This is a genomic window from Paracoccus methylarcula (genome assembly GCF_003007735.2).
Taxonomy (GTDB): domain Bacteria; phylum Pseudomonadota; class Alphaproteobacteria; order Rhodobacterales; family Rhodobacteraceae; genus Paracoccus; species Paracoccus methylarcula.
The window spans coordinates 161,609-184,733 of record NZ_PXNQ02000008.1 but is presented as its reverse complement, the minus strand read 5'-3'; the positions used below and the strand labels follow the sequence as shown (position 1 = coordinate 184,733).

Here is a 23,125-nt window from a genome sequence, read left to right as displayed (position 1 = left end):
ACTGGTTGGTATATATTGGTTGCGGCATGTGGCTTCACTACCTTCATGCACAAACCCGTGCGGCCCATCGTGCATCCACGTGCGCGGTGGGCCTTTCGATTCAGTAGTCCAGAGGAACCTGTGCAGCCTTCACCAAGCGCGGTCGCAAGCAAATCGCTGAAAACTATGCGGACGAGTTGAAGAGGCATGGAAGCACTCCACCACTTGACTCGGCGGATTTTTGCTCATCCAATGCCTGTGAAGCTAAATAATTAAGCCTCGCGCACCGACATGGCAAATGAAGACATCTCGTCATCCCCAAATTCGACCAGATCAGACTGGATGCGGGAGATTTTCGGATGCTCCTTATGATTACTTGCAAACGTCAAAGGGCTGCCAGCACCACAGAAGATTGATATAGTTCAGAGTTTGAGAAATGCTGATACGAGGTTTTACGTGCTAGACCGCTTGAAATCCATCCTGCGAACCGATGATTTGATTTCATCACTGTCGGTCTTCCCTGAGATAGATGAGCAAAAGTTGGCCCGTGATCTCGATCTGGAACGCATCGGAAAGCAGCGCGGGACAGATAACCAGCCGGGTGAGGAAGCAACTGAACCAGACAGCGTCGAAACCAAGATCATCGACAGGATAGGTTCGCTTCGCCGCATCGGCCTGGAAAATTTCGAGAATAACCGGCGCACCTATAATGAACGGCTCGCACGCGCCGGCGAGTTTCGCAAGGAGGTCGATATCGTTGCCGGGAAAGCGAAGGGTGATTTCACCTCAGCTGTCCATGGCTGGAAGGCGACAATGACCAGGTCCATCGAGCGTTTACGCGAAACATATGCGCATCGTGAGCATTTTCGCGTTACGAACAAGTTGCAGCGTCCGGCAAAGCAATTTGAGGGCTGGTTCCTATTCGCGGCGATAACGGTGATATTTATAGCCATTGAAAGCGGAATGAATGCGGTCATGTTCTCAAGAGGCAATGAACAGGGCCTGCTGGGCGGCCTTCTGACGGCGACCATCTTTTCTGCCCTGAATGTCATCGTCAGCACGATGCTTGGCTACTTTGCCTGCGGACTGAACCATCGTTCGATATTCAGAAAACTCCTCGGCTTCGGAGCCCTTTCCATATGGGTCATATTTGCATTGGGCCTGAACCTCATGATCGCGCATTTTCGTGACCTCATCGACGAGGGAGTTGCCTGGGCCGAGGCAATCAAGGGAGCCGTTCCAGCGCTTCAGGATGGGATGCTCGCTCTGACAAGTATGGATAGCTGGATCCTGATTGGAATTGGTCTGACTATCTCGACCTTGGCATTCATCAAGGGCTGGCATGCAACAGATCCGTTCCCGGGATATGCCGGTATAGAAATAGAGCTCAAGAATGCCCGTGATGCCCATGAGAATGATTTACAGGAAGCTGTGGCCGAGCTGACAGATAAGCGCGACGATGCGATTGATGAGTTGCGCGATGCGGACAGGCAGGTTCGCGAGGGTATTTCGGATGCAGTCGATGCCCTCTTCGGGCAATCGGCCCTGAATGCGCATTTGCTCGCCTTCCTGGATCAGTGCGATACAAAGCTGGCCTATCTCCTGGCTCTTTATCGTGACGCGAACCGCGCAGCCCGGACAGATGCCGAACCAAAATCATTCGCTGAAAAACACAGTTTCACGGCCTATGTTCCCTCCCACACCGACGACGGCCGACGCAAGATTGCCGAAGATGAGGCAGATCGGATAAGTGAAACAGTCGACAAGGCCATTCAGGTCATATTCACGACTTACGATGAAGCGCTCCGGGAATTTCGGCTACCCGAGGAAATCCAGCGCGGTGAACAGCCGCAGGCGGCTCAGTAATGGCTCGAAATCGCAGAAGGACCAGAGCCCGTCACAGCTCGCGCCGCCGTGGAGGGATGAAAAAACTCTTCATTTACGGGCTGGCGATTGTGCTCATGGGTGGAATGGGCGCCCTTTTCTGGTGGTCGAACAGAACAGCTACCGCAAGTGCTGTTGACAGGGAAACACTATGCCCCACGGCAACCGGACCTGTCGGAATGACCGCGATTCTCATTGATCTGACCGACCCGCTTACATTGACGCAGCACACGCAACTGCTTGCCTGGCTTGAAAGTGAGGTCGACAAGGCTCCCCGTGGAACCCAGTTCACCATGGGAGTAGTCAGTGACGATGAGGCGAAATGGGGCGCGACTGCACCGCTTTGCAAACCGCAGGATGCCGCTTCCGCGAGTTCCTTCACTCAGAACGCGTCCCTGATCGATCAACGTTATCGCGAGCAGTTCCTGGACCCGCTTCAGGCGCGCATCAGGGAGATGACCAGCGCCAGCGGCGCCGACAGTTCGCCGATCATGGAAAGCCTGCAAGCTTTGGCCGCCGATACGCCTGGCTTCGTCACCTTCGATGGCCCCCGGCGTGTCATCCTGGTCTCCGACCTGTTGCAGCATAGCGAAGCACTCAGCATGTATCGCGGCGACAACTGGGACAGCTTCAGAAATTCAGGCAACTTTGAGCGCGTCGGCATGACATTCTTGGATGCGGACGTGGTGATATACCAGGTTCCCAGAGCCAATGAAGGCTCAATTGATTTCGACGAAATTGAGCATTTCTGGGCCATGTATTTTGAACGTCAGGGCGCCCATCTCCCCGAGCTCAAACGGTTGGGTGACCTCTGATGGCGCGAAAACAGACAAATCGTCCCACGCGGATATATGGCAGGAGCGGACGGCCGGCCAATGATGCCATCCCGCTGGTTGTGGCCTTTCTGATCGGCACTGCTGGAAGCATTTGTCTCAAAACCATCAATGTGCCACCCCTGCTTGCTGCAGGCTTCGCGGCAACGGTTCTCGTTGCCTATGCAGCTTATACCTTTCTTGCGACGCCCCTACGAATGGATGCCGAAACGATCGGGGATAACAGCTATTATCTGGGTTTCCTGTTCACCCTGACATCGCTTGCGGTGACGCTTTACCATATCGTCGGCGCCAATGGGACCGACCGCGCGACACTCATCCCTGAAATCATCTCCGGCTTCGGGGTCGCTCTATCTTCAACGATCGTCGGGGTCTTCCTGCGCGTCCTCATGCTCCAGATGAAGGTCGATGTCGAAAGCCGCGAGCGTCGGGCGCGGATGGAGCTCAATGAAGCGGCGCGGCGTTTCCGGACCGAACTCGGGATTTCACTCGACAAGGTGAAAGGGTTTTCGACAGAGAGCCTGCAGCAGGCATCAGAGCGCGAAGCGCATATGCGTCAGGCTTTCGACAAGCTGATGGCGGAGATGCAAGTGGAACTCCTGAAATCGGCTGAACAGTTCGGCCCTGCCCTGCGCGAAGCCGTCAGCATGCAGACCGAAGCAGCACTGAGCAATGTGACCGACGCCGTAGCTGAGGCCGGCGCAAAGGCGGCTGAGCGGATCGGTGCCGCTATGAGTGAGATGAGTGACATTGCGCAGTCACTCTCAGAAAAGAATATCACGGCTGCCAATGAGGTCTTCGAAGGCGTTGAAAAGCTGAGCGAAACAACCAACAGGCTGGTAACGGGAAGCGATAACGCAGCCTATGAGGTGTTGCAAAGCTTCAAGAAGCTGAAGGAGAGCAGCGAAAATCTGGCAACCGGTAGCGAGGCGGCTGCCGGCAAGCTTCAATCCTCGCAGTCCCGCCTTGGCGAATATGCCGATAGTCTCGCAAGGCGCGTTGAGTCTGACAGTGATGCCATGGCGGAGACATTGGACAGGGCACGCGAAATCATCGAGGGCGGGGCCACCGGTTACGTGCGTGCTGCCGCGAGGGTTGGAATTGACTATGAAACAGCAGGCCAGAACCTCAGCGACGACATGAAGGGTTCTTCCGAGAAGCTGGCGCAATCCATTGACCACATCTGCCGGACGATTTTCAGTTCCGCAGAGCAGATCGAAGCGGCCACCGTCAAGCTGGAGGAGGCCCTTAGAAACGCCGTAGATCGACTCGTTCGAACCCGATCATGAACAGTCACAGCGGGATCGACAGATTGGTGCTGCTGGTTGACACGGAGATCCGGCATGGCATCTGGAAAATATGACGGCGTCGGCTCAAGCCGCGATTACAAGCGCGGCGCCATCATGGGGCTCACTGTCGCCGAAGCGTTCATCCTCCTGACTTTCGTCCTGTTGCTTCTGTTTACCTGGTGGCAAGTGGAAAGCGAGAAGAAGAATCTGGATGTCGCGGAGCAGATCGCGGATCTCACCGATGAGGAGAAGCGGCGCATCGTCGCAGGTCTGTCCGACGGGACATTCGACCTAGCCCTGCGGTTGCGGCAGGCCGGAATGAATGCAGGTGATGAAGTCGCGATTGCGGATACATCGAATTACACGCGTTTCATGCGCGAGGAAGATCTCAAACGGTTGCTAAACGGTGCAGTCGAACTTGAGCCAGGCACGAGGATCAGCCTCGCCGATGCCGTGGAAATCACCCCTGAGACAAGGCTCCGCGCCGCTCTTGAGGATCTTATGAGGCCGGATGAGACAACTGAAAGGATAAACAAGCGACTAGCGGACGCTGCCGCCGATCAGGAACGTGTAGTCGATATGCTCAATGAAGAGCTTGGCCCCCGCATCAGGGAAGCCGGTGGGGATATTGATGCGAATGGAACCATTACCCTACCCCAGAACATCCTGTTCGAAGCAAGCAGTGCGGAAATTCGGAATAAAAAATTCCTGCGAGAGTTCTGCACGCCATGGATTTCCGCCCTGAGAAATTCTGGACTGGATATCTCGGAAGTCAAGATCGAGGGACATGCGTCGTCCGAAGGCCAGAGCGGGCAAGCCCCGGCGCAGGCCTATCTCTATAATCTCGACCTCTCGCAGAAACGCGCGCAGAACGCACTTGAGGTCTGCCTGCGCGGTCTGAAGGAACCTGAACTTCTTGATTGGGCCCGCGCGCATCTGGCAGCCGCCGGTTATTCCTCCGCAAGGCCGATCCGCGACGAATCCGGAGCTGAAGATCGCGAGGCATCCAGGCGTGTCATGTTCTCGATCGGTATGGATCGGGAACGTCTGATCGATGAGATACGTAAAGATCTTGGAAATGCGGTGACGGCAGAGGCCGCGGATCATTCAGCGGAAACCGCTCGCCCCCGCAGCAGACCCGAAAAGCGCGAGACATCCCCTGCCCCAGAACGCGAAGAGGCTTCCAAATCGCGAATCACGCGTGTCATCGATGGAGACACCCTGGCTATCGGAGGAGAGCGCTGGCGCCTTTCTGGTATAGATGCTCCTGAAATCCGGCAGCAATGCGCCCGCCCGAATGGCGATGTATATGCCTGCGGTGAAGCATCACGCGATGCGCTCATCGCCTTAATCGGTGGGGGCGTCGTGGAGTGCGAAGAGGTGGATCGCGACCGCTACGGACGTTCTGTTGGTATCTGTCGTGTCAACGGACGAGATCTGGGTGAAGACCTGGTCTCGGCCGGCATGGCGGTGGCTTATCTGGAATACTCGGATGCTTATGAGCAACAAGGATTCCGGGCGAAATCCGAACGTCGCGGTCTCTGGTCAGGCGAGTTTGAGCCGCCGGCTGCCTTCCGGAAAGCGATGCAGTGATTGCTGAATTGCAACTCTACCATTATTCCTCACAGCGCTCCCACGCCGGTCCAGTTTGCAGGACGCCACTTCCCACGCTACGCAGGAGAAGGCCGTGCTGGTTGCCCCTGATGCGACGCGCCTGACGTCCCGCAAAAAGCCCCAATCGACCTTTCAGTGTCTCATGGCCGGACGAGCAACCTTTCCAAGGCTTCGGCAACTAGATTGGGAACGTCCTCCGGCTCATCAAGATATGCCATTTCGAGCAGACCGTCCGAGAGTGCCACAAGCAGCGAGGCAGTGACGGAAGGGACTGGATCGCCATTGGCTGCAAGATGCTTCCGGAGGCTATCGTGATACCAGGCACGTCGCCCATCAATGGCTCGCCGCACAGGGCTGTTCGGGTCGGGATATTCAGCCGCCGCGTTGAGGAACGGACACCCACGCCAGCCTCCGGCAGTCACCGCATCGCTGATCCGTCCCATGATTGCGGCGATCATTGCGCGCGGCGGCTGCTCCGGAAACGCTGACACGGCGTCCCGCCCCTGTTGGTCCAGCTCCTCGATATAGGTGAGGACGAGATCATCTTTCGATGGGAAGTGATTGTAGAAGGTCGCCTTGGCGACACCCGCCTCTGCGATGATGCGGTCGATGCCGACGGCACGAATGCCCTCGGTATAGAAGAGCCGGGTAGCTGTATCGAGCAAGCGACGGCGTGCGGTGCTTGCTCCAGAAACGGTCTGCGAAACGGTTTTGCTCATGCGCTTGACTCTAACAGACAGGTCTGTATGCTGCAAATAGACAGACCTGTCTGGATAGGAGAGAGCCCATGATTATCATCGCCGGCTACACCCGCACCGATGCCGACAAGCGGGACGACGCCGTGAAGGCGTTTAGCGCCATGGTTGAACGCGCGAGGGCCTATGACGGCTGTCTCGACTTCTCCATAAGTGCGGACGCAGTCGATCCGGAACGCGTCAATCTCTTCGAGTGCTGGCGCGACCAGACCACGCTGAACGCCTGGCGCAAGGTCGCAAAAGGCGGGCCGAGGAGGAAACCCAAGGAGGTTGCCGTAAGCCTCTATCGCACCGACAAGGCCGAAAAGCCTTTCTAGGCCCTGATCTCAGGAGGTGAAAAGATGAACGCCGACAGCAAGACCACCCGCGAAATCGTCAGCCGTTTCCATGACGCGTTCGAAAAACATCGCCCGGAGGACCTCGATGATCTGATCGGGGAGGGCTGCGTTCTTGAAAATACGGCGCCTGCTCCGGATGGCGCGCGCTACGAGGGACGCAAGGCCTGCCTCGACTTTTGGAAAGGCATCGCATCCTCGACGAACCTGATCTTCCAAGCCGAGGAAATCTGGGCCAGCGAGGATCGCGGGATAATCCGCTGGCGGCTGCGTTGGGGCGAGAGCGAGGCGGACCGGGTTCGAGGAGTAAACATCATGCGTATCCGGAACGGAAAGATCGTTGAGGGTCTGGGATATGTGAAGGGATAACGGCTCTTTACTATCACAGAGTGGTTGCCGGAAGTGCTATGCAGCATCGACAGCGCCAATGGCAGATCGAAGGGCTGGCGCGGCATCACGACACGATACAACCGAAGCGGCGACATTTTCCTCAGTGTCATCATCCTCACCGCGATCATTTTCTGGATGTGAAATTTATGGGTTGGACCCTGAGTTAAGGGGACGACGATTGCAGCTTCCGGATCAGTCCAGGGATAAACTTGCGATTTGACCGCCAAGCATTGACGGAATGAGCAGCCCCTGTGCCGTTGCGGTCAAATCAGCTGGACTGATGATGGGCTCCGGCACTGAGATTTCGCGCGCCGATCCGCTGACAGGATTTACTGAAAGGATACGCCCCGGGGTCGGCGCATGGATATCGACCCAATCCGTGACGATCAGCTTCCCCTCCGGCCCCCAGGTGATCCCGTCGAAGATGCCGGTTTCCCGCCCGAGGGGCTCGACCCTGCCGGATTCCAGATCGACCCTGTAAAGATGTCCACCCTCCAGTTCTGCCCCGCTTGCTGCAACATAGGCCGTCACACCGTCCGGTGCAGCAATCACCCCGTTCGCGCCCGGCATGCCCGCGGCCAGAACGATAAACCCCTTTGCCGGATCCAGACGCAGCAATCGCCCACCGGTGAAATCGGTGACCAACAAGGCATCTCCGAAAACGGCGATATCGTTCAGTCCTTCCGTCCCGTCCGGAGCCGGCCATTCTCCCCGCGTCTCGCCTGTTTCGGGATCGAAGGCGACGACACGATCCAGATCGACCCCGTAGAGGACATCCTCCAGCAACGCCAAACCCTTGGGTGCGTTCAGGATTCCGTCCTTGGGAATAGCTGGCCCTGCGACCAGTTCTCCCATCAGATCGGTTCGGGCGATGAAACCATCGCCGTCCCTGGCCGTCGCATCCAGCTTTTCCCCTATATTCGAGACAAAGCAGTGCTCCTCTCCGCAGGTGATGCTTTCGGGATTTGCAAGTGACCGTTCCTGTGCGTCTGCGGATGAGGCTGCGGCGGCAAGAATGATCGGCAAGACAAGGCGCATGGAGTTCTCCCCTGATGGAATACGGGGAAGCATGCCATCAAGGGATGCCTGAAATGATCCTCGGACGCACCGATCTGATCCCGAAACGCTCAATTCGAATGCTGTCACGAGGGTTCGTGCATGTTAAATCCGGGTCATGGATGATCTGAGCACCACATCGTCACGACATTTTCGGGACAGGCTGGCCGCGATGCTGCCGACACCATCGGCGGGGCTGAAGGGGCCCGGTCCGGGATTGTTCACCTATTGCGCCTTTGCCCATGAGCGGCTGGCGGAGGTGCGATTGCCCCAACCGGCGGTCGGGGTGGTCCTGGATGGCAGGAAGGAAATCTGGCTGGGCGACCAGGGCACGGTCTGTCCGGCGGGCTCCGCCTTCGTCATTCCCGCCGATACCGCGATGACGGTGTTCAATGTCCCCGGCGAGGTGCATGGGCTTTATCGGTCGCTGGTCATCGAATTGGCAGACATCACGCCGCCCGAAGGCGGGGCCAGCACCGCCGATACGATGCGCCTGACCATGACCGAACCGCTGCGGGCGTCGCTGCTGCATGCCGCGCAGGCGCTGGCGCAGGGACCCGCGGCACCAGCGGTCCGCAACGCCCGCCTGACCGAGCTCGTCGCCCTGATCGCCCATGACCCGGCCGGAGGCTGGCTGGGGCGGGCGAGCGTCTCCGAGCGGCTCAGGCGGTTGCTGGCATCCGCATCGGGGGGAGGACTGGACAGTCAGTGCGGCGGCAGAGAAGCTTACCATGGCCGGCTCGACATTGCGGCGCCGGCTCGCGACCGAGGGAACATCGTTTCGCGAGATCCTGCGCGCGGTGCGACTGGACGCCGCGGACCGCATCCTTGCCGCCCGGGGCAGCAGCGCGCAAGCCGCTGCTGCGGCCGGGCTGTCATCACGCGGGCATTTCGCGCGAGCCTATCGCGACAGATTCGGGCTGGGGCCATCTGAGCGGCGAAAGACGCAATCAGGGACTCATCTTTAAGCTCTGTCAGAGATTCTGGGCATTACTCGGTCGACGCGTTGGTCGCGTGCTTAATCACAAAACTTGGACAAGCATGTGGCTCGGATCAATCCAGGGTTCAACCCGGGTAATTGCGCCTTGACATCAGCAACGCTCACAGAATCGATTTCAGAGTCGCTGACGGGCGGCAAACGTTCTCCGTGTATCGCTCAGCAAATGTCTACACGGGCTGTATGAGTCGCAGTGCGTCTCTAAGGGGTCGTGCGATTGTAACGGTTGACGCTCTCGATAGCCTCGGTGAGATTCTGACCTGAAATCGACAAGATTATCTCATTTCAATCGCCGAAAACGAGTGTGTCCGCCACATCAGTGGGCTGGGGGTGTAGACGTTCACCGACTCAACGCCAGCATCGCCGACTCTGCTTGCGGACACAACCTCCGGTCAATGAAAAACCATGCGACCCGTCGGCTCAATGGAAAAGTCGTTGGCGCTAAACGCTTGAGGCACTATCGCACCCCGCGTTTTCATGAACTCATCCTCCGCGTTTCCTTCTGCATCTAAAGATATGACCGTCGCAATGTTAGCTGTGGTTGCGGAATCCCAAACCCCAGGTTCAGCAGGTATCGCTCGGGCCGCCTGATACAGTCCTAAAACGTTGCGACCCTCCTTATTCAGGACGACTGATGAGGGAGTGGGCCCCACGGACACTAGAGGGTTCTCAGAGGCGAGCGCGTCCACTCCAATCGCCCGGAAACCGGCAACATAGGTTATTGAACTGTAGGCTAAAGATAACTTCACCTCTTCAATACCCCGCAAGTAGGCTGCGGTTTCTGAAGCCTGACGTTGAGCTTCAGGATAATTCCTAGCCGCAAGTGCAGCATAGAGTGCATTGACTGATTGTTGTCCCTCGACCGGGAGTTCAGACAGGATTGTGTCGGTGCGGATAATATCGGCAATGAAGCTTTGTTGATCGAAGCCCGGCAGCCCGTCGCCCCACGCATCCGCGATGGAGGCGGTTAGTATCTCAACTCGGTCGGCCTGCATGGCTATAAGCATTGGTGTGGGGTCGGTCGAACACGCCAATTTACCCGAATAGGTTCGCGGCACGCTTGCTTCAATCATAACCGTGCCGTCACAGGCAGGCAGATCCACCCGGACGCAGCTATCACTGAGTGGTTGAGGCGTGGTCGGGATCACTGCACCGCTCCGTAGAACCTTCAGGTTTGCCTGGATAGTCTGCTTCGGGAACCCTTCAGGATGGGCGCAGATTGTGACCGTGATACTATCGGCTTGGGTCGTCGCCGGAACCACCAATACGATAGCTAAGAAAAACCAGCTCCGTGCCCTGGACGCCAGATTCCTCATCAGGAGCCTCCTTCATTTTCTTCAAAAAGCTGCGGAAAGCTATACCGATTACCGTTGCGGCAAGGATTAATACCGAGACCGCGAGCACACACGCTATCGCCGTGAAATAGTGTCGCACAAAGAATGCGTGCGGGTCGCGAGGCCCCAAGAGAAGTAGGTTGGTGGCTTCCGCATTGGTAGGTGCGCAATCGCGTGACCATGGGTCGTATAGCGCCATTAGCGATGTGGTCTTCCCATCTTCCGGAGCAACGCGGACCGAGGTCCGTGACGAAGCGATGGCTCCGAGGCAGACTCTTATCGCGGCAGGACCCGATCCCCCGCCGTCGATCTGCCTACCAAAGTTAGGCGGTGTCGTGACTTCCGACACGAACGACTTGGTGGAAGAGCCTGGCACGTTCCCGAAACAATTGGTTGCTTGGTCTGCACATTTAATGATGAAGCTCGCCGCTTCTATTCGCTTATTGCGCGAGACGTTTACAAGGTGAAAGACTACGGTCTCCGTTTTCGCTTCCTGCTCAAAATAATAAATGGCTGTATAACCCGAGCGTAAGCTTTCAACGACGTTGGTTATGTAGAAACTAACGACACCGGTGAGCACTGCAAGGAGCGCTGTGATAACGTTCGGCCTGAGAAGCTCAGCTAAAGTTCGCATGAATATTAACCTCTTCGGGCCTGAGCTGATCAGTGCCGCGCCCACAGGCGATGCGAAATAAGCTTACGGCGGATTTCCGCTCATGGCGAGAAGAAATGGATATTAACTTTTCGGCAATGTTCGCCAAGGCGCAATCGCGCTTCCTCGTTGTGTTGCCGCTCTGATCGTGGATAACTGGTAACATGGCGAGGTCCATCACGTAACAGTTCGTCCATAAAATCCAGGAAACGCCCAGCATCAGCGTAACAAAACCGCACGCGCGCGAGCCATCCAAAGCCTCGCCCATGTTACGGTATTGTTTTACCATAAATGGTTTAAAATGGATCCATGATCTGGAATGCGCTTGCCGCCCACCTGACGGGCGAGATTTTACGCAAAACTGACGAGAAGTAGGTCCTTGAAAATTTTCCGGCACTTGATGCCGGAATGTGGGGCGGCGATCCTCCGCCCTGTCGCTCCGGGCAGAACGAGATCGGACATCAATCCTTCGCTCCGTCCGGATCGACGCCATTCTAGTCTCGTGCCAATTACATGATGGGTGCGATGACCGGTCAGAGTCCTTTGCCGTCGTTTACCAAGACCGCTTGAGTGTGCCGAACAGCACCTAAGAACCTTGATCACAACCACATAACTAGTTATAATGGGCTATGATTAATTTCGCCACCACCGCTACTACCGCACGCGCCCTCGCCGCACTTGGCCACGAGGCACGTCTCGAAATCTACCGCCTGCTCGTCCGCGCGGGGCGGGACGGCATGATTGTCGGGGAGATTGCCGAGCATACAAATCTACCCCTTTCAACGCTGGCACATCACCTGCGGACGTTGATCACGGCAGGCCTAGTTGCGCAGGAACGAAGGGGGCGAGAGGTTGTGAACCGCGCAAACTATGATGCGATGAACGCAGCCTTGTCCTTTCTCACATCAAAGTGCTGCCAAGGCGTAACACTCGTTCGGGAAGGCGCGGCGTGATGCACGACCGGGCAAAGTTTCGCAAAAAATGACTATATAATTGGATGTATCGACATGATTGATTCTTCCCAAGTTCATAGCAAATACCGCACGCCGTTTAGCCACATACTATGCTGGGTAGACGGAACAGAAGAGTCGTGTCGATCCGCAGAGCGCGCTACTCGGTTGGCTCGAAGCCTCAACGCGCAGTTGAGCTTTCTTGTTCTCGGAAAGCGATTAGGAAGAAGCGAGGGGTTCAACGCCTATGCCCGGATTGAAGGCGTGTCCACCCCGATGCCGCCAGTGATCAACACAGCGGTCAGCGCCTGTGTTGATCAAGCTATGAGATTTGCCGCGGAACTTGGCTTGGAGAGCGCAGCCTGCCTGACGCGGAGTGCAAACCCTGTGGCAGCGATCTGCGGCGTGGCGCGGGCCGAAGGAGCGGATCTCATTGTGCTTGGGAGGCGCCATCTAAAGTTCGGCAAGCCGCATTTCAACACATCTATGCTGGACAGGCTTTCGAACCGCTGCGCGCTGACCGTTCTTTCGGACGGGTAGACCGCGACCGGACTGAACCCGCGAAACTCCGCCTTCCGACGAGCCGTCCAAATAGACGCCCATTTTGCCGTCTCGTGCCAAATCCAAAACCTCCATGCAGGCACACACGCAAAGGAGAATGCACCCTTCAGATCAGGATTGGCAGGAGGTGGGCGACGTGGCGCTTACGATAGAATCACGGGCATGGAAAATACCGGTGCAACGGAAAACAACGGGGACGACTGGGCGGCGGCGATCAAGAAGAGCAACAACCAGCATCCCGATCACGATACCACCTCCTGGGAAGTGAAGGGGCGCGATGACTGAGCATCAGGCCGAATTGGTGACTTTCAGCCAACTGGAAGAGTAGCCTAGGAAATGATGGTCATTCCAGTTTCAATGGTGTCGGTGCTGCCCACTGGCCACCCCAATCAGACCGGAGAGGTATCAGTTCGACGCCTCCAGAAGGCAATAATTTGTGCCGGCATGGCGGACCAACGAATGGACGCAATTGTCCCAATTTTCGGTCAGGCAAGCCTGCATGGGAATTTCCATCTCTTCCAAGGTGCACGTGGAAGCCGCGCAGGTAGTGCTGAACACCTTGCCCGTCGGAGTGTAAGATACGAAGACTTGCGTCCCGTCTCCTGACGGTGTGACCTGGGCAAGCGCGTCGATGATCCGCTGCTTGTCGGCGGCGTTCTTGGGTATAGGACTGGAATCCAGCATCAACTCGCCGATCTCTGTTCCAACCTTGCGATAGGCCAGATACGAGGCGCGTGAGCAGACAATGCTTTCGTCCGCCGAGATTAGTCGGGGTTTTTCCGATTGCCCGTATGAATCGCTCACTTGCGGAATGGCGTGGGCTACCGCCAAAATCGCCATGATCAGGGTCGCACCAAACATGACCGGATATCTAAGGCTCATTAAGTGCCGCTGCCCATCATCAAGGCCAATAGGTTGGTCCCCCAAACCCATGGATTACAAATGCAAATAAGATGATTGATCATTTGAACGATGTCATGTCCATGGCGATTTCCGATCAGGAGGGCAGAATGGCGCATTCAGCGGCTAATCGGCAGCTTGCAGCCGCAGGACAGATCGAAAGGTTTGCCTTCAACGGTTATGCGTGACTGGTTCAGCCGACCGCTCTGAGCAATCCAGGGCAAGGTCCGTGCCTTCTCGGCCAATGCCTCAATCGTCAGACCGGGTCCTGGCATCGGCTCTTCGTGGCGAACAAAATAATCAGCGGGACCGCTCGACGTCTCGGCCAGACCAGGCCCTGAATGCGGCACGGGCGAGAATAATCCCATCAATTCGAATTCACCGCCCAGCCAGACACCTTTCTGATCCTGGCAATCGTAATAGACTACGATCTCCTCACCCACACAGCTACCGACGGTGATGAATTGCCGCACGAACCGATCGGTCAACCGTCGGGCAGGCTGAGCACTGACGGAAAGCTCGGGCGAATGATAGCTGACGGAGCAGCCTTCGCCACGTTCAATGCGCGGCGACTCAACTTCAATGGAAGTGCAGGCCCCCGCGGAGCTTCCCATTGCGGCTGTCATCACGATCAAAGCTGCGGCAAGTCTCATCATCTGATCCCTGGCAGAACCTGCATAAAGGATAGACAACTCGCGGATCGGATCAAGAGACGTTTGCTTCCGAGTCCAATAGAGCCACCTGCTAGTCAGCATACAGCCCAGGGGAAAGGAAGGAGGAATGGCTCGGATGCGGGACCGACCGAGCAGCCAAGCCAACAGGGGTAGTCGCGACCAATGTTTCCACGACATTTACGAGTGAATGGTGCAGAAGGCACCGTCCTTAATGTCCTTAAAATAGCAGTCGCACCGGAACTCGACCATACCGCTGATCCTACTAACAAAAACCGGGCATGATCAAAAAAATCGCCTCATATCGATGTATCAACCACGTTAGTGGCCGTCACATCACCTCCAATTCGCATGGTTTCATGCTCGTGTCATGGACCATTGTATCTCAACGCGAGTCCTTCAACACTGGATATTCTTGCACGACGACGACAAATCCTTTAAGTCGGATGCATCACAATTGAACTTTGGCAACTGCAAAGGACCGGGAGATGTCGCGATTAGATTACTTGTCCTTGGCGTCATTCTTTCTAACCATCCCCATGGGCCTGTATTCATATTACGCACTCAGGAGCGAAGATAATTTTCCCATTAGCCGCCCTGAAGCTATGGGAGCCATCTTAGGTCAAGCCGCATTGGCGTTAGTAATTGGTGTGTTTGCCGCCTTACTCTCCGCGTCCATAACAAAGTCATTCCGGCGATCCATTCTTCCCGCCTGGGCAATATCAATGGGGGTAATTACATTTGTCACCTATTACAAGGCATTCTATTAAATTTTTCATTGGCCCTTAATTATCTTACCTGTATATCCGGCACATGTTTGAGTTTTACGCATTAATCCATCGATTGTTTTTCATGTCAATTATGAATCGGAAAATTGACGTTACAACAGCCGATATCTGATAGCCGCAGCGTAACACGAAGCTGGCGGTGGCGTAGAATTTCGTCCAGTAGAAGTTTTATATTCATCTACGATGCGTAATAATTACTCCTGCACTCACGCTCAAGGAATCCCAACTGAAAATAAGAGCAATGCAACCCGCCCCCGGAAAAACCTTTACAATTTAGTAAACGCCTGCCTCGCAGAAGTGCAATAAAACGTTACGCAAACTGAAGAGGATTGAGTTTGGAAAATTTCCCCGCGCCTCAACATGAACGCGGGAAAAATACCCTCCATGCCCACACGATGCGGTCGGCCTTTTTGTTCTCATGACTCTGCGGTTCAAAGTATCAGCATTAGCGATTGAGAAATTCGCGGGTGGCTATACTATCAAGCTCATGAGCGCAGAGTTACCCGCAACTTCTCACACGCTGCCCGCGTTCATAAACTTGACTGTATGCCCACAACTAGCAGGAAACAGAATGGAAAAATTGATCCAGAAGGCCCTCGCCTTCGCTGTTGCACAGCATGAAGGGCAAATCCGAAAAGGCCCATCGCCAATTGCCTATACACACCATCTTGCCGAGGTTTCCGCACTAGTCGCGGCATTCGGAGGCGAGACCGAAGTGATAGCGGCAGCCTGGCTACATGATGTCGTCGAGGATACCGATGCTTCGATCAATCAGATAGCGGAGAAATTTGGCCCCGTCATTGCCGAGTTGGTGGACGAGGTCACTGACGACCCGCAACTGTCGAAGGCCGAACAGCGGGCTGCCCAGATCGCTCACGCACCCAATCTTTCGCTGGGCGCGGCCCTGATCAAGACGGCTGATCAGACCTCCAACATGGGCGGCCTGGTCGCGTCTCCGCCGAACTGGGATGCGGAAAAGCGTGAAAAATATATTCGCAAGGCGGAAGCGGTGGTCGCCGGTCTGAAGATCCCGAACGAAATGCGTCGAGCCTTCGAGAATGCGGCGAGCCGTGCTCGGCGTTTGACCCCTCAAAAAGAATGAGAACTCGGATGATAAGGGTCGCACCATCGAAGCACTCGCGCAGATGACAACGCCTTGAACTCAAGCTGAATACACTCGGTGACGATGACGGATACTATGTTTTGAGGTGGCCGTTAGGCGAATATTCATGTATCGACTCCTTGGCTCGTGCGTCCGAGAATAAAGAGGTAGGAAACAATGGGTGCCAAAAGTGAAGGACTTTCTACGGATCTGTTGGCAGCATATCTTAATACCGAATTCCGCGTGATGGAGCCTCGGCAGTTTACCCTGCGTATCGGGATCCCCTCAAGTGAAGTAAAGGCTGTTTACTTGGCGCTTGGGTATTCGTCCGCAGCATTTCTCACGGCATGGAATCCCTTGAGTCAAAAAGCAACCGACCAACAGAATGAAGCCGCCCAAGCTGCACTAATCGATAAATTGGTTCGCAACAAATACCTTGTGTGGACGGGAATAGGGGTAGATCCGACAGGTGATTGGCCTGGTGAGGAGAGCGTCTTTGTGCCTGGGATCGACCTAGACACTGCTAAATCATTCGGCAGCGAGTTTTCCCAGAACGCGATCGTCTGGATGGATGTGGATGGAGTTCCTCAACTCATCCTTCTACAGTAATGTCATGATGGTGATCTGGCCCAATCGGTAGCTGGACCCGGAGCCGGAGCCGGTAGAGCGAGCCATTTCTGCCAGTGCTGGCCCAGGCAACATGTTTAATGCTCACCGCCTCCAACGTAGACCGGCTTCAATAGGCTTTTCAGAAGTTAAGCTAAGCCGAAAGCTCTCGCAAACCGAAACCATCTCACATGCTGGAGACGCACCATGCCGCGTTGGTCTATAAGATTTCCCACCCGACCCCCATCAGCGCGCCAGGTAAGCCACACTTGACATGAGAGAGAATTTGATCTGCAATTATCGAACAAACGCTCTTGTGGAGTTCCAAGCATGCTGCTTTTCTCGTGGGGCGACGAGCCAGCTATCGCTATAGGCGACAATTCCGATCTTTCAAAATGTAAAAAAGCCTTCTTCTACGACGGGTCCGCTAGTTCGGTCGACGAAAACGCTCGATGGAAAAATGTTAATCCGCGCGCACTCGCCGATGCCACGCAAATACATACCGGAACTGCATTTCGGGAAATGTTCCCAAAGGCAATAGAGTCTTTAGAGCGGCGTTTTGGCCCCCTGCCGAATAACGGACGGCCTTCCCCGGAAGCAAAGAAGTTGTTGGAGATAGATCCAGACTTGTCTCTGCCCATGCAGATTTTTTCCCACGCGCTCGCATTTGGTGTCGCCCTGGGAAGCCAGCACGAGCTCAAAAAATGTGGGCGTGCGTATATCTATCATACTGACGATCCGCTTCCGCAATGGGAACCCGTTCATCCGGAAATTTTTGAAAGGTGGGATAAACTTTCAAATTGGAACGAGCTCCGAGACCACGATGCAGTTGCGGAACTATCACTTGTTACGATTCTTGCTGATGAGGCGCGTTTCAGGGATTTTTGCTATAACGATACACAATTAGAACGCGCTAGGTGCAGTTTAGAAGGATTAAGCAATCTCGAAATATCCGCTCTCTGTGCGGCAAAAATTCCCGAAGGGATTGAGGAGAAGAAACTTCGCGAGAGCATCGAGGAATTTCTGTGGAATCCTATCATCGCAGAAAACGAAATTGAGGCCAACTGGGAAGTAGAGGTAATGAGCGAGAGATCGCTCCTTCACACCGCACGTTACTACTATTCAGCTGCAAAATATGAATTGGAACTGCGAAAGAATTATCAATGGCAACGAGCCCTCTCAAAAATGAAAACGATTCCTGTCAGACTTTATGACGTTGATGGAAACCCCGCGATGAAAATCGGCACTCCGCATGACGTGAGGGTGTTTTTGTATGATCAGAGGAGCGGTTGGGTCTCGGCGCACCCAGCGATCCTGAAACATGAGTTTTGTTCGCCGATGCATGTAAACGAAATCAAGCTGTATCACCCCAATCCCTATGCTTTGATGCCGGAGCTATACAAAAAGCAGGGAGTCGATTTGGATCGAGTCACATACGTCAATGAAACTCAGATGGTTCGACGCCCCGTAAGGAATTTCGGCGAGAAAGAAGTCGACCAGATGAAAAATAATAACTTAACATCCAAAAGTAAGAGCGATGTAGCTGAGAGTATAGCATTCATGCGATGTGACTTATGGACTCACCCAGAGAGAATTGCGCAACTTGGGGTGTTTGATCGCTTTGTCCAAATTGAAGTTTACGATGATCAGGAACATCGCACCTACCAGCAGATCCAATGTAGATTGTGTGGACAGAAATATTTCTATGAATTTTATGAAGTCATTGATTGGAAGGATGGAGATGATCCGCAATACATGACTTTTATCCCCATTCGGGGTGATAGCGATATTGAAAGCCTCAAGAACTGTAGAGACGTTTCATCTTCAGGTGAGTTCCCAAGATTGCTTTGCGATCACTTGAAAGGAGCTGAAAAACCTAGAGTTCATTGGGCACTGAAAGGCTAGAAGATTTGTTTTCTTGTAGCAGGGCGTTGCTTACAATTTCCAGGGCGCAGGACAGAGGTTCAGGTAGTGACAGTAAATCCAGATACAGGCGAAGAGCCGATATGCCCTCTCTGCGGAGCCGAGCATTATGGAGATTGTGGCCATCTCGTCGCCGATATCGATAACACCTTTGGCGAATGTCTGGGAGGAGAGTTATATGATCGTGACGGAGAGTTTTATGATCTTATTAATCATGATTTTTTACATCACCTGTCATCGAAAACCTCGCCAAGTCTCGTCGACTTCAACCTACAGGGAATTTGGGAACAAGCCGCCGCTGAGTTTAATGACGGAGACGAGGATATTTTTGTTGATAGAACGGCATTCATTAGAATGTTGACTGATCTATTGGAGGATGCGGGAGGGAGCCGCTACCCCGGGCCTTTAGAGGATTCGGAAGGACCAGGAATGACATCCTCGATAACTCTAATATTCGCCTCTAACCCAAAAGAAATCATCAATATATCTTTGCAATTGCTGAAAGTTAAGTTGCGTTGATATGTCGAAGACAATAGTTATCAGTTATTGGTGGCATAGGGCGTGTTGACATGCCGTATGCTCGTCAGATACCCTTTGATATTAGGATCTTTATCCTTTGAACCTCAAACCACAAGAAACAACGGAATGATGATTCCCACCCTCACTGTCATGCCCGACTTCGGGATGGGACCATTTCTGTGGGTGAATGGGCCGGAAGACAATAGCCTAGGAGTTGGAGGCAATTGCTGTGATGCAACTGGGCGATGCGGCAGTCACCCAATGTCGGATGATTTGTTCGAGGCATTCAAAGAATGGATCTTCGAGTTTGAATCTGCCTCGTGGAGACCTCTGGAAGCCAACGGGGATTCAGATGATTGGGAGAGGCATGCGCTCAAGGAGCCTGAGCTGATCCTCGATTGGAATAGTTTTCACGCCCGTGGATTGGAGCTGGCCAGGCGGCTGAAAGCAGAAGTCGGGGCGAACTTTCGGGTCGTCTATGAGAAGCCTATGGAAGATCCTCAGCGCCGCATCGATGAGTGGCGTGAAATTCGGGATGACGGATCTGTCGTCGTCCTTTCGGGCAGGTTCGAATCGTCCAACTAAGAGTAAACGACACGCGCCACCATGCTCACGATAGTCCGAAAGAGATCGCAACTCGTGCTGACCACTGGTCAGGGCCATTTGCTTCGCCGGCATCTGATGTCGGTGAGTGGAAGAAGGAATGACTGGGGTGCGGGACCGACCGAGCAGCCGTGCCAGCGGCGAAGGGCGATCCCTGAATTGCGGACAAGTGATCCTCCGAGACAATGATGTCGATCAGGATAATGTGAGAAAACCCGGCGACGAGACGGCGGTTAGTCCCTGGGCTCTATTGACCGTTCAGGCGTCGCTACCCTTTATCCATTGTGGCGTGATGGTCCGGAATTCCGATGGCCCGGCGAGCAGTGCCGCCGTTTCCTGCTCATACGCAATGAACCATGGCTGCTTGACGAAATCATCCGTTGCAGCTGCGCCGGTGAAAAGCTGATAAGCCACGATTGCGTCGGGATCGGTGTCGTCATAACCATAGATGTAGGCGATCTGACCATCCGCATTCTCGATGTAGGCGCGTGCATATTTCTCCCATGTCTGCTTTACCTCTTCGCGCTTGCCGGGTTGCGCCCTGTGTTTGATGTAAAGTGCTTTGGTGTTCATGGTTCATCTCCTCGAACGTTGCGGCGACAGCCGCTGATGATCGGACATCTTGCCCATGTCATATTGACGATCGAGCAACCCCATTTGTGACGTGAGCCAAGATCTGTTCGATCGCCGCCGTGCTGCCCCGGTTCGCCGACGCCGGCACCGAGGTTACCCCCGACCTGTGATGCCTCACTTGTCTTCAACCTCTTTGACCAGGTTACCCAGCAGGTAAAGGGCAAGACCGAAGCAGCACGCCCCACCGATAGTATAGCCAATCACCAGCCATTTCGCCGACCAGCCATGCAAGTAGGCGCCCAGACCCGCCGAGCCCCACAGGATCAGCGCGACGTTCTTGGCGAAATTGGCAGAGCTCATGACCCGCAGGTTGTGACCCTTGACGTGATCAATCTCGGTTTTCGGCATAGCTTCCTCACGTTATCAGTTGATTACGTGACCAAAGTAAGTTGCGCGACCGTCGCTGTCGGGTGGGATGTGACGCGGTGCGTCGGGAGTTCGATGGGAATGACCGAAGTCCTAGAAAAATTCACTCAGATCGATGGGGATGCATCCGATGCCCGCGGTGATACGGAACTCGATCCTCCATCCCGTCGTGCCGGTCGGCTGAGCCGGAACAGGCAGAAAGGCTCGGCCTCGTATTGCGATCGTGTCAACCGCCAATCGGGTGATGCGCAGCCAGATATCCAGAGGATCATGGAGACCGGCAGTGAGGCCAACTGACCAGCGGTAAAGGCTGAGCGGTTGTCTGATGCCTGTGTGATGCTTGAGGCAACGAGAATAGAACGCGACAGGCATTCTGAAACATCTGGATCAGAGTGTATCAACTGTATCTCCTGCCGCGAAGCGATTTGAGAGTCATAAAATTTATCTAATAAATCAACGCGCTGAAGAAGCCCTGGTGCGACGCAAACTTGCGCTGATGGGTCTTTTCGAAAATTTTTATTGCAAGCATTAACGCGATAGTGTTAGTGTTATTGAGAAAGGAGAATCACCATGGCCATGACACCAGCCGAAAGCCAGCGCGCATATCGTGAGAGGATAAAGGCAAGGAAAGAGGCGGCAAATCTTGCGGCTTACCAAGTATTCAATACGCCGTTCTATGAAGCATTACCCGAGGACCACTCGTATAGCTCTGACTTTGCCAATGCGTTTGAACTTATGGGAATACCAACCCCCGAGTTCAGTGACGACCGCGGACCGGAAGAATTCACGCTGGACGTTGGAGCAAAGGACGATGGCTTCTTCGATAAAATGCCAGGTTCACTGGGAAGGGCGGAATTGATGGTGGACTGCCTCTTGGCAGCCGCAAAGGATTTGGCAAGTCACGTAAGCGATCACAAGAAATCCGAAATCAAGGCACGGCTCGCCGAAATCGAAACGTCTGACCTGTCGGACCCTGAGATACGAAAGGCCGCGCTCAAGGACGTGACGCGCCTGAACAAGATGTTGGATCAGCTTGATAAGCAGGTCCGCTGGACCTTCCCGCAGTGGAAGGTGACGGGCTGAATTGCCCAATGGGAAGGACAAGGGCGGCCGGACTTCCCCGGCCTGCAAAACTGCGGACGACCTACCGCCCTCGTCATTTGAAACGCGATAAACAAAGAGGTAAATCGCATGTCTAATACTGATAACACGATCATCCACGGATCATCAACCTTGACGGAACAGCAGCTGTTTAACCGGTTCCTTGATGCTCCGATCCGGACCGGAACTCGTTCAACGTTGGTCGACAGCTTAGTGAGTCACGAAAATGCAGAATGGCATTTCTTCGGCTTTGCCGGGTGCGAATCTTGCTGTTTGGATGCAGAGATGCCTGAAAGGATCATTGAAGAACTTCGTGAATGCGATGATCCCGCATATGAAATCGGGGTAGCAATCGGTGATCTTGAAGGTTTTTTGGAAGCGCTTCGTGTGTTGAAGGAGGAGTTTGCTTCTGTAGCTGAAGCCACTCGTGTGCCGGAGCCAGAAGAAACAGGTGACGAGGAGATCGATGATCAGGCATATAATGATTGGGTAGAAAACCCTCGCTTCATCCTTCCCGCAACGCCGGATCGGCGGGAGGCAGCATAATGGCAATGAACCCTGCGCTTCAGACTCTGGTAAAGCAGTCAGCTGAGAAATATCGGCATGCTCCCGTTGAGCGCTGTGATGACGATGCCCAGGCGGCTGGTCGTTCGCTCCTCGACTGCGTCATGAGACTGATTGAAATCAATGAGGCTGAACTCGAACGGAGTAAAGACGTAATCACGATTGCACAGCTTTTGGTGGAGGGGCAGTCAATCCTGTCCAAAGGCGAGATTGCCAAGATCAGGGAGTTGCTCAAGATGTTGCATCTTTCCTTGGGCAACATTTCAGCCGCATCTAAGGAAATCGGCAATTTCGTGGAAGATTTGGAGCCTGTGGAAGGTGACGATCTGAAAGCAGCATAATGTCTATACGTTCTCATCACTTGCCCCGTCGGAACGCCCTTGATCGCATGTCTGATCATGATCGCGAACTGGATTTCGACCGGCGTTTGCGCGGCCTTGAAGCCGAGATTGCCGGGCTGCACTCTGGTGAAATTACCCCCTGGTATGGGGGCAAAGCTTACCAGTTGAAGCTTTCGAATGCCCGGCTGTGCCGTCTTGTCAAAAGGGCAAATGAATACGGCCTCTGGTTGGACGAAGAGGTCGCATAAAAACTGTGCCGTCCGTGAAGTCAGGTTTGCGGACGGCGCCCCAATTATATCTGCCTACTGCCCCATGTTCAGGTATATTGCCACTGTCGGCCGTCCGGTAACAAGTCTTTTGAATGAGCGGTTACACTTGT

General features: G+C 54.5%; 28 protein-coding genes. 20 read left to right on the top strand and 8 right to left on the bottom strand.

Annotation, left to right across the window (positions count from 1 at the left end; all coding sequences use genetic code 11):
* Positions 1-435: 435 nt before the first annotated feature.
* From A7A09_RS13995 to A7A09_RS13980, 4 genes are all read left to right on the top strand, one after another.
* A complete protein-coding gene (locus A7A09_RS13995) occupies positions 436-1,845 on the top strand; it encodes a hypothetical protein (protein WP_148043679.1) in 1,410 nt (469 codons plus the stop codon).
* Positions 1,846-2,042: 197 nt separating this feature from the next.
* Positions 2,043-2,678: a hypothetical protein gene (locus tag A7A09_RS13990; RefSeq protein ID WP_106691974.1), complete on the top strand. Its 636-nt coding sequence runs from the start codon at positions 2,043-2,045 to the stop codon at positions 2,676-2,678.
* Entirely contained in the window at positions 2,678-3,985 is a 1,308-nt protein-coding gene (locus A7A09_RS13985; RefSeq protein WP_106691973.1) for a hypothetical protein, read from the top strand. Before A7A09_RS13990 ends, A7A09_RS13985 begins: the two co-directional genes overlap by 1 nt.
* Positions 3,986-4,039: 54 nt before the next feature.
* The gene (locus tag A7A09_RS13980; RefSeq protein ID WP_106691972.1) at positions 4,040-5,578 is read left to right on the top strand and encodes a thermonuclease family protein; all 1,539 of its coding nucleotides are present in this window, start codon (positions 4,040-4,042) and stop codon (positions 5,576-5,578) included.
* 161 nt (positions 5,579-5,739) lie between these two features.
* On the opposite strand, the gene A7A09_RS13975 is transcribed toward A7A09_RS13980, so the two are convergent.
* Positions 5,740-6,318, bottom strand: coding sequence for a TetR/AcrR family transcriptional regulator (locus A7A09_RS13975; protein WP_106691971.1), 579 nt, complete (start codon positions 6,316-6,318; stop codon positions 5,740-5,742).
* Positions 6,319-6,386: 68 nt separating this feature from the next.
* Here A7A09_RS13975 and A7A09_RS13970 point away from each other — a divergent pair, with 68 nt between their 5' ends.
* Together A7A09_RS13970 and A7A09_RS13965 are read left to right on the top strand one after the other, a co-directional pair.
* Positions 6,387-6,671, top strand: coding sequence for a putative quinol monooxygenase (locus A7A09_RS13970; RefSeq protein WP_106691970.1), 285 nt, complete (start codon positions 6,387-6,389; stop codon positions 6,669-6,671).
* Between the two features lie 24 nt (positions 6,672-6,695).
* Positions 6,696-7,058, top strand: coding sequence for a nuclear transport factor 2 family protein (locus tag A7A09_RS13965; protein WP_106691969.1), 363 nt, complete (start codon positions 6,696-6,698; stop codon positions 7,056-7,058).
* A 213-nt stretch (positions 7,059-7,271) separates the two neighbouring features.
* Here the strand turns inward: A7A09_RS13965 and A7A09_RS13960 are convergent, their stop codons facing one another.
* On the bottom strand, positions 7,272-8,117 hold the full coding sequence (locus A7A09_RS13960; protein WP_106691968.1) for a Vgb family protein: 846 nt from the start codon (positions 8,115-8,117) through the stop codon (positions 7,272-7,274).
* 632 nt (positions 8,118-8,749) lie between these two features.
* Between A7A09_RS13960 and A7A09_RS22155 the strand changes: the two genes are divergently transcribed.
* Positions 8,750-9,103 (top strand): helix-turn-helix domain-containing protein, encoded by a 354-nt coding sequence (locus A7A09_RS22155; protein ID WP_106691967.1) that lies wholly within the window; start codon positions 8,750-8,752, stop codon positions 9,101-9,103.
* 421 nt (positions 9,104-9,524) lie between these two features.
* Here A7A09_RS22155 and A7A09_RS13950 read toward each other — a convergent pair whose 3' ends face one another.
* Together A7A09_RS13950 and A7A09_RS13940 are read right to left on the bottom strand one after the other, a co-directional pair.
* Positions 9,525-10,448, bottom strand: a complete 924-nt coding sequence (locus A7A09_RS13950) for a hypothetical protein (RefSeq protein ID WP_148043678.1) — start codon at positions 10,446-10,448, stop codon at positions 9,525-9,527.
* Positions 10,449-11,083: 635 nt separating this feature from the next.
* Positions 11,084-11,386 (bottom strand): hypothetical protein, encoded by a 303-nt coding sequence (locus tag A7A09_RS13940; protein WP_148043677.1) that lies wholly within the window; start codon positions 11,384-11,386, stop codon positions 11,084-11,086.
* A gap of 361 nt (positions 11,387-11,747) precedes the next feature.
* Between A7A09_RS13940 and A7A09_RS13935 the strand changes: the two genes are divergently transcribed.
* From A7A09_RS13935 to A7A09_RS21870, 3 genes are all read left to right on the top strand, one after another.
* Positions 11,748-12,071 (top strand): ArsR/SmtB family transcription factor, encoded by a 324-nt coding sequence (locus A7A09_RS13935; RefSeq protein WP_106691963.1) that lies wholly within the window; start codon positions 11,748-11,750, stop codon positions 12,069-12,071.
* A 54-nt stretch (positions 12,072-12,125) separates the two neighbouring features.
* The gene (locus A7A09_RS13930) at positions 12,126-12,608 is read left to right on the top strand and encodes a universal stress protein (RefSeq protein ID WP_106691962.1); all 483 of its coding nucleotides are present in this window, start codon (positions 12,126-12,128) and stop codon (positions 12,606-12,608) included.
* Between the two features lie 183 nt (positions 12,609-12,791).
* Positions 12,792-12,914 (top strand): hypothetical protein, encoded by a 123-nt coding sequence (locus tag A7A09_RS21870; RefSeq protein ID WP_281277601.1) that lies wholly within the window; start codon positions 12,792-12,794, stop codon positions 12,912-12,914.
* Positions 12,915-13,034: 120 nt separating this feature from the next.
* Here A7A09_RS21870 and A7A09_RS13920 read toward each other — a convergent pair whose 3' ends face one another.
* Together A7A09_RS13920 and A7A09_RS13915 are read right to left on the bottom strand one after the other, a co-directional pair.
* Complete coding sequence (locus tag A7A09_RS13920) at positions 13,035-13,490, bottom strand: hypothetical protein (RefSeq protein ID WP_148043676.1); 456 nt, start codon at positions 13,488-13,490, stop codon at positions 13,035-13,037.
* A 158-nt stretch (positions 13,491-13,648) separates the two neighbouring features.
* Positions 13,649-14,182, bottom strand: coding sequence for a hypothetical protein (locus A7A09_RS13915; protein WP_148043675.1), 534 nt, complete (start codon positions 14,180-14,182; stop codon positions 13,649-13,651).
* A 1,377-nt stretch (positions 14,183-15,559) separates the two neighbouring features.
* Between A7A09_RS13915 and A7A09_RS13910 the strand changes: the two genes are divergently transcribed.
* The 5 genes from A7A09_RS13910 (at position 15,560) to A7A09_RS13885 (ending at position 19,723) form a co-directional block, all read left to right on the top strand.
* Positions 15,560-16,090, top strand: a complete 531-nt coding sequence (locus A7A09_RS13910) for an HD domain-containing protein (protein ID WP_211341136.1) — start codon at positions 15,560-15,562, stop codon at positions 16,088-16,090.
* A 177-nt stretch (positions 16,091-16,267) separates the two neighbouring features.
* Positions 16,268-16,699, top strand: a complete 432-nt coding sequence (locus tag A7A09_RS13905) for a DUF3293 domain-containing protein (protein WP_106691958.1) — start codon at positions 16,268-16,270, stop codon at positions 16,697-16,699.
* 327 nt (positions 16,700-17,026) lie between these two features.
* Complete coding sequence (locus A7A09_RS20550) at positions 17,027-18,601, top strand: hypothetical protein (RefSeq protein ID WP_148043674.1); 1,575 nt, start codon at positions 17,027-17,029, stop codon at positions 18,599-18,601.
* Between the two features lie 66 nt (positions 18,602-18,667).
* Entirely contained in the window at positions 18,668-19,138 is a 471-nt protein-coding gene (locus tag A7A09_RS20545) for a hypothetical protein (RefSeq protein ID WP_148043673.1), read from the top strand.
* Between the two features lie 126 nt (positions 19,139-19,264).
* Positions 19,265-19,723, top strand: coding sequence for a hypothetical protein (locus tag A7A09_RS13885; protein WP_148043672.1), 459 nt, complete (start codon positions 19,265-19,267; stop codon positions 19,721-19,723).
* 276 nt (positions 19,724-19,999) lie between these two features.
* On the opposite strand, the gene A7A09_RS13880 is transcribed toward A7A09_RS13885, so the two are convergent.
* Positions 20,000-20,314, bottom strand: a complete 315-nt coding sequence (locus A7A09_RS13880; RefSeq protein WP_106691953.1) for a putative quinol monooxygenase — start codon at positions 20,312-20,314, stop codon at positions 20,000-20,002.
* Positions 20,315-20,488: 174 nt separating this feature from the next.
* Positions 20,489-20,722 carry a hypothetical protein gene (locus A7A09_RS13875; RefSeq protein ID WP_106691952.1) on the bottom strand — a complete coding sequence of 78 codons (234 nt, stop codon included), beginning with the start codon at positions 20,720-20,722 and terminating at the stop codon, positions 20,489-20,491.
* A 99-nt stretch (positions 20,723-20,821) separates the two neighbouring features.
* On the opposite strand from A7A09_RS13875, the gene A7A09_RS13870 reads away from it, so the two are divergent.
* From A7A09_RS13870 to A7A09_RS20825, 5 genes are all read left to right on the top strand, one after another.
* Entirely contained in the window at positions 20,822-21,037 is a 216-nt protein-coding gene (locus A7A09_RS13870) for a hypothetical protein (protein ID WP_148043671.1), read from the top strand.
* A gap of 273 nt (positions 21,038-21,310) precedes the next feature.
* The gene (locus A7A09_RS13865; RefSeq protein ID WP_106691950.1) at positions 21,311-21,823 is read left to right on the top strand and encodes a hypothetical protein; all 513 of its coding nucleotides are present in this window, start codon (positions 21,311-21,313) and stop codon (positions 21,821-21,823) included.
* Positions 21,824-21,931: 108 nt separating this feature from the next.
* Positions 21,932-22,387 (top strand): hypothetical protein, encoded by a 456-nt coding sequence (locus A7A09_RS20540; protein ID WP_148043670.1) that lies wholly within the window; start codon positions 21,932-21,934, stop codon positions 22,385-22,387.
* Complete coding sequence (locus A7A09_RS13855; protein ID WP_148043669.1) at positions 22,387-22,746, top strand: hypothetical protein; 360 nt, start codon at positions 22,387-22,389, stop codon at positions 22,744-22,746. Before A7A09_RS20540 ends, A7A09_RS13855 begins: the two co-directional genes overlap by 1 nt.
* Positions 22,747-22,793: 47 nt before the next feature.
* Positions 22,794-22,994 (top strand): hypothetical protein, encoded by a 201-nt coding sequence (locus tag A7A09_RS20825; RefSeq protein ID WP_106691947.1) that lies wholly within the window; start codon positions 22,794-22,796, stop codon positions 22,992-22,994.
* Positions 22,995-23,125: the final 131 nt, after the last annotated feature.

Excerpts from the sequence above, each read along its gene's own strand:
- A7A09_RS13935 (WP_106691963.1), top strand. The coding sequence starts at position 11,748 with ATGATTAATTTCGCCACCACCGCTACTACCGCACGCGCCCTCGCCGCA.
- A7A09_RS22155 (WP_106691967.1), top strand. The coding sequence starts at position 8,750 with ATGACCCGGCCGGAGGCTGGCTGGGGCGGGCGAGCGTCTCCGAGCGGC.
- A7A09_RS13950 (WP_148043678.1), bottom strand. The coding sequence starts at position 10,448 with ATGAGGAATCTGGCGTCCAGGGCACGGAGCTGGTTTTTCTTAGCTATC.
- A7A09_RS21870 (WP_281277601.1), top strand. The coding sequence starts at position 12,792 with ATGGAAAATACCGGTGCAACGGAAAACAACGGGGACGACTGGGCGGCG.
- A7A09_RS13905 (WP_106691958.1), top strand. The coding sequence starts at position 16,268 with ATGGGTGCCAAAAGTGAAGGACTTTCTACGGATCTGTTGGCAGCATAT.
- A7A09_RS13865 (WP_106691950.1), top strand. The coding sequence starts at position 21,311 with ATGGCCATGACACCAGCCGAAAGCCAGCGCGCATATCGTGAGAGGATA.
- A7A09_RS13915 (WP_148043675.1), bottom strand. The coding sequence starts at position 14,182 with ATGAGACTTGCCGCAGCTTTGATCGTGATGACAGCCGCAATGGGAAGC.
- A7A09_RS13870 (WP_148043671.1), top strand. The coding sequence starts at position 20,822 with ATGACCGAAGTCCTAGAAAAATTCACTCAGATCGATGGGGATGCATCC.
- A7A09_RS20825 (WP_106691947.1), top strand. The coding sequence starts at position 22,794 with ATGTCTGATCATGATCGCGAACTGGATTTCGACCGGCGTTTGCGCGGC.
- A7A09_RS13885 (WP_148043672.1), top strand. The coding sequence starts at position 19,265 with ATGATGATTCCCACCCTCACTGTCATGCCCGACTTCGGGATGGGACCA.
- A7A09_RS20540 (WP_148043670.1), top strand. The coding sequence starts at position 21,932 with ATGTCTAATACTGATAACACGATCATCCACGGATCATCAACCTTGACG.
- A7A09_RS13920 (WP_148043676.1), bottom strand. The coding sequence starts at position 13,490 with ATGTTTGGTGCGACCCTGATCATGGCGATTTTGGCGGTAGCCCACGCC.
- A7A09_RS13855 (WP_148043669.1), top strand. The coding sequence starts at position 22,387 with ATGGCAATGAACCCTGCGCTTCAGACTCTGGTAAAGCAGTCAGCTGAG.
- A7A09_RS13960 (WP_106691968.1), bottom strand. The coding sequence starts at position 8,117 with ATGCGCCTTGTCTTGCCGATCATTCTTGCCGCCGCAGCCTCATCCGCA.
- A7A09_RS20550 (WP_148043674.1), top strand. The coding sequence starts at position 17,027 with ATGCTGCTTTTCTCGTGGGGCGACGAGCCAGCTATCGCTATAGGCGAC.
- A7A09_RS13965 (WP_106691969.1), top strand. The coding sequence starts at position 6,696 with ATGAACGCCGACAGCAAGACCACCCGCGAAATCGTCAGCCGTTTCCAT.
- A7A09_RS13985 (WP_106691973.1), top strand. The coding sequence starts at position 2,678 with ATGGCGCGAAAACAGACAAATCGTCCCACGCGGATATATGGCAGGAGC.
- A7A09_RS13930 (WP_106691962.1), top strand. The coding sequence starts at position 12,126 with ATGATTGATTCTTCCCAAGTTCATAGCAAATACCGCACGCCGTTTAGC.
- A7A09_RS13940 (WP_148043677.1), bottom strand. The coding sequence starts at position 11,386 with ATGGGCGAGGCTTTGGATGGCTCGCGCGCGTGCGGTTTTGTTACGCTG.
- A7A09_RS13910 (WP_211341136.1), top strand. The coding sequence starts at position 15,560 with ATGGAAAAATTGATCCAGAAGGCCCTCGCCTTCGCTGTTGCACAGCAT.
- A7A09_RS13875 (WP_106691952.1), bottom strand. The coding sequence starts at position 20,722 with ATGCCGAAAACCGAGATTGATCACGTCAAGGGTCACAACCTGCGGGTC.
- A7A09_RS13975 (WP_106691971.1), bottom strand. The coding sequence starts at position 6,318 with ATGAGCAAAACCGTTTCGCAGACCGTTTCTGGAGCAAGCACCGCACGC.
- A7A09_RS13970 (WP_106691970.1), top strand. The coding sequence starts at position 6,387 with ATGATTATCATCGCCGGCTACACCCGCACCGATGCCGACAAGCGGGAC.
- A7A09_RS13880 (WP_106691953.1), bottom strand. The coding sequence starts at position 20,314 with ATGAACACCAAAGCACTTTACATCAAACACAGGGCGCAACCCGGCAAG.
- A7A09_RS13990 (WP_106691974.1), top strand. The coding sequence starts at position 2,043 with ATGACCGCGATTCTCATTGATCTGACCGACCCGCTTACATTGACGCAG.
- A7A09_RS13980 (WP_106691972.1), top strand. The coding sequence starts at position 4,040 with ATGGCATCTGGAAAATATGACGGCGTCGGCTCAAGCCGCGATTACAAG.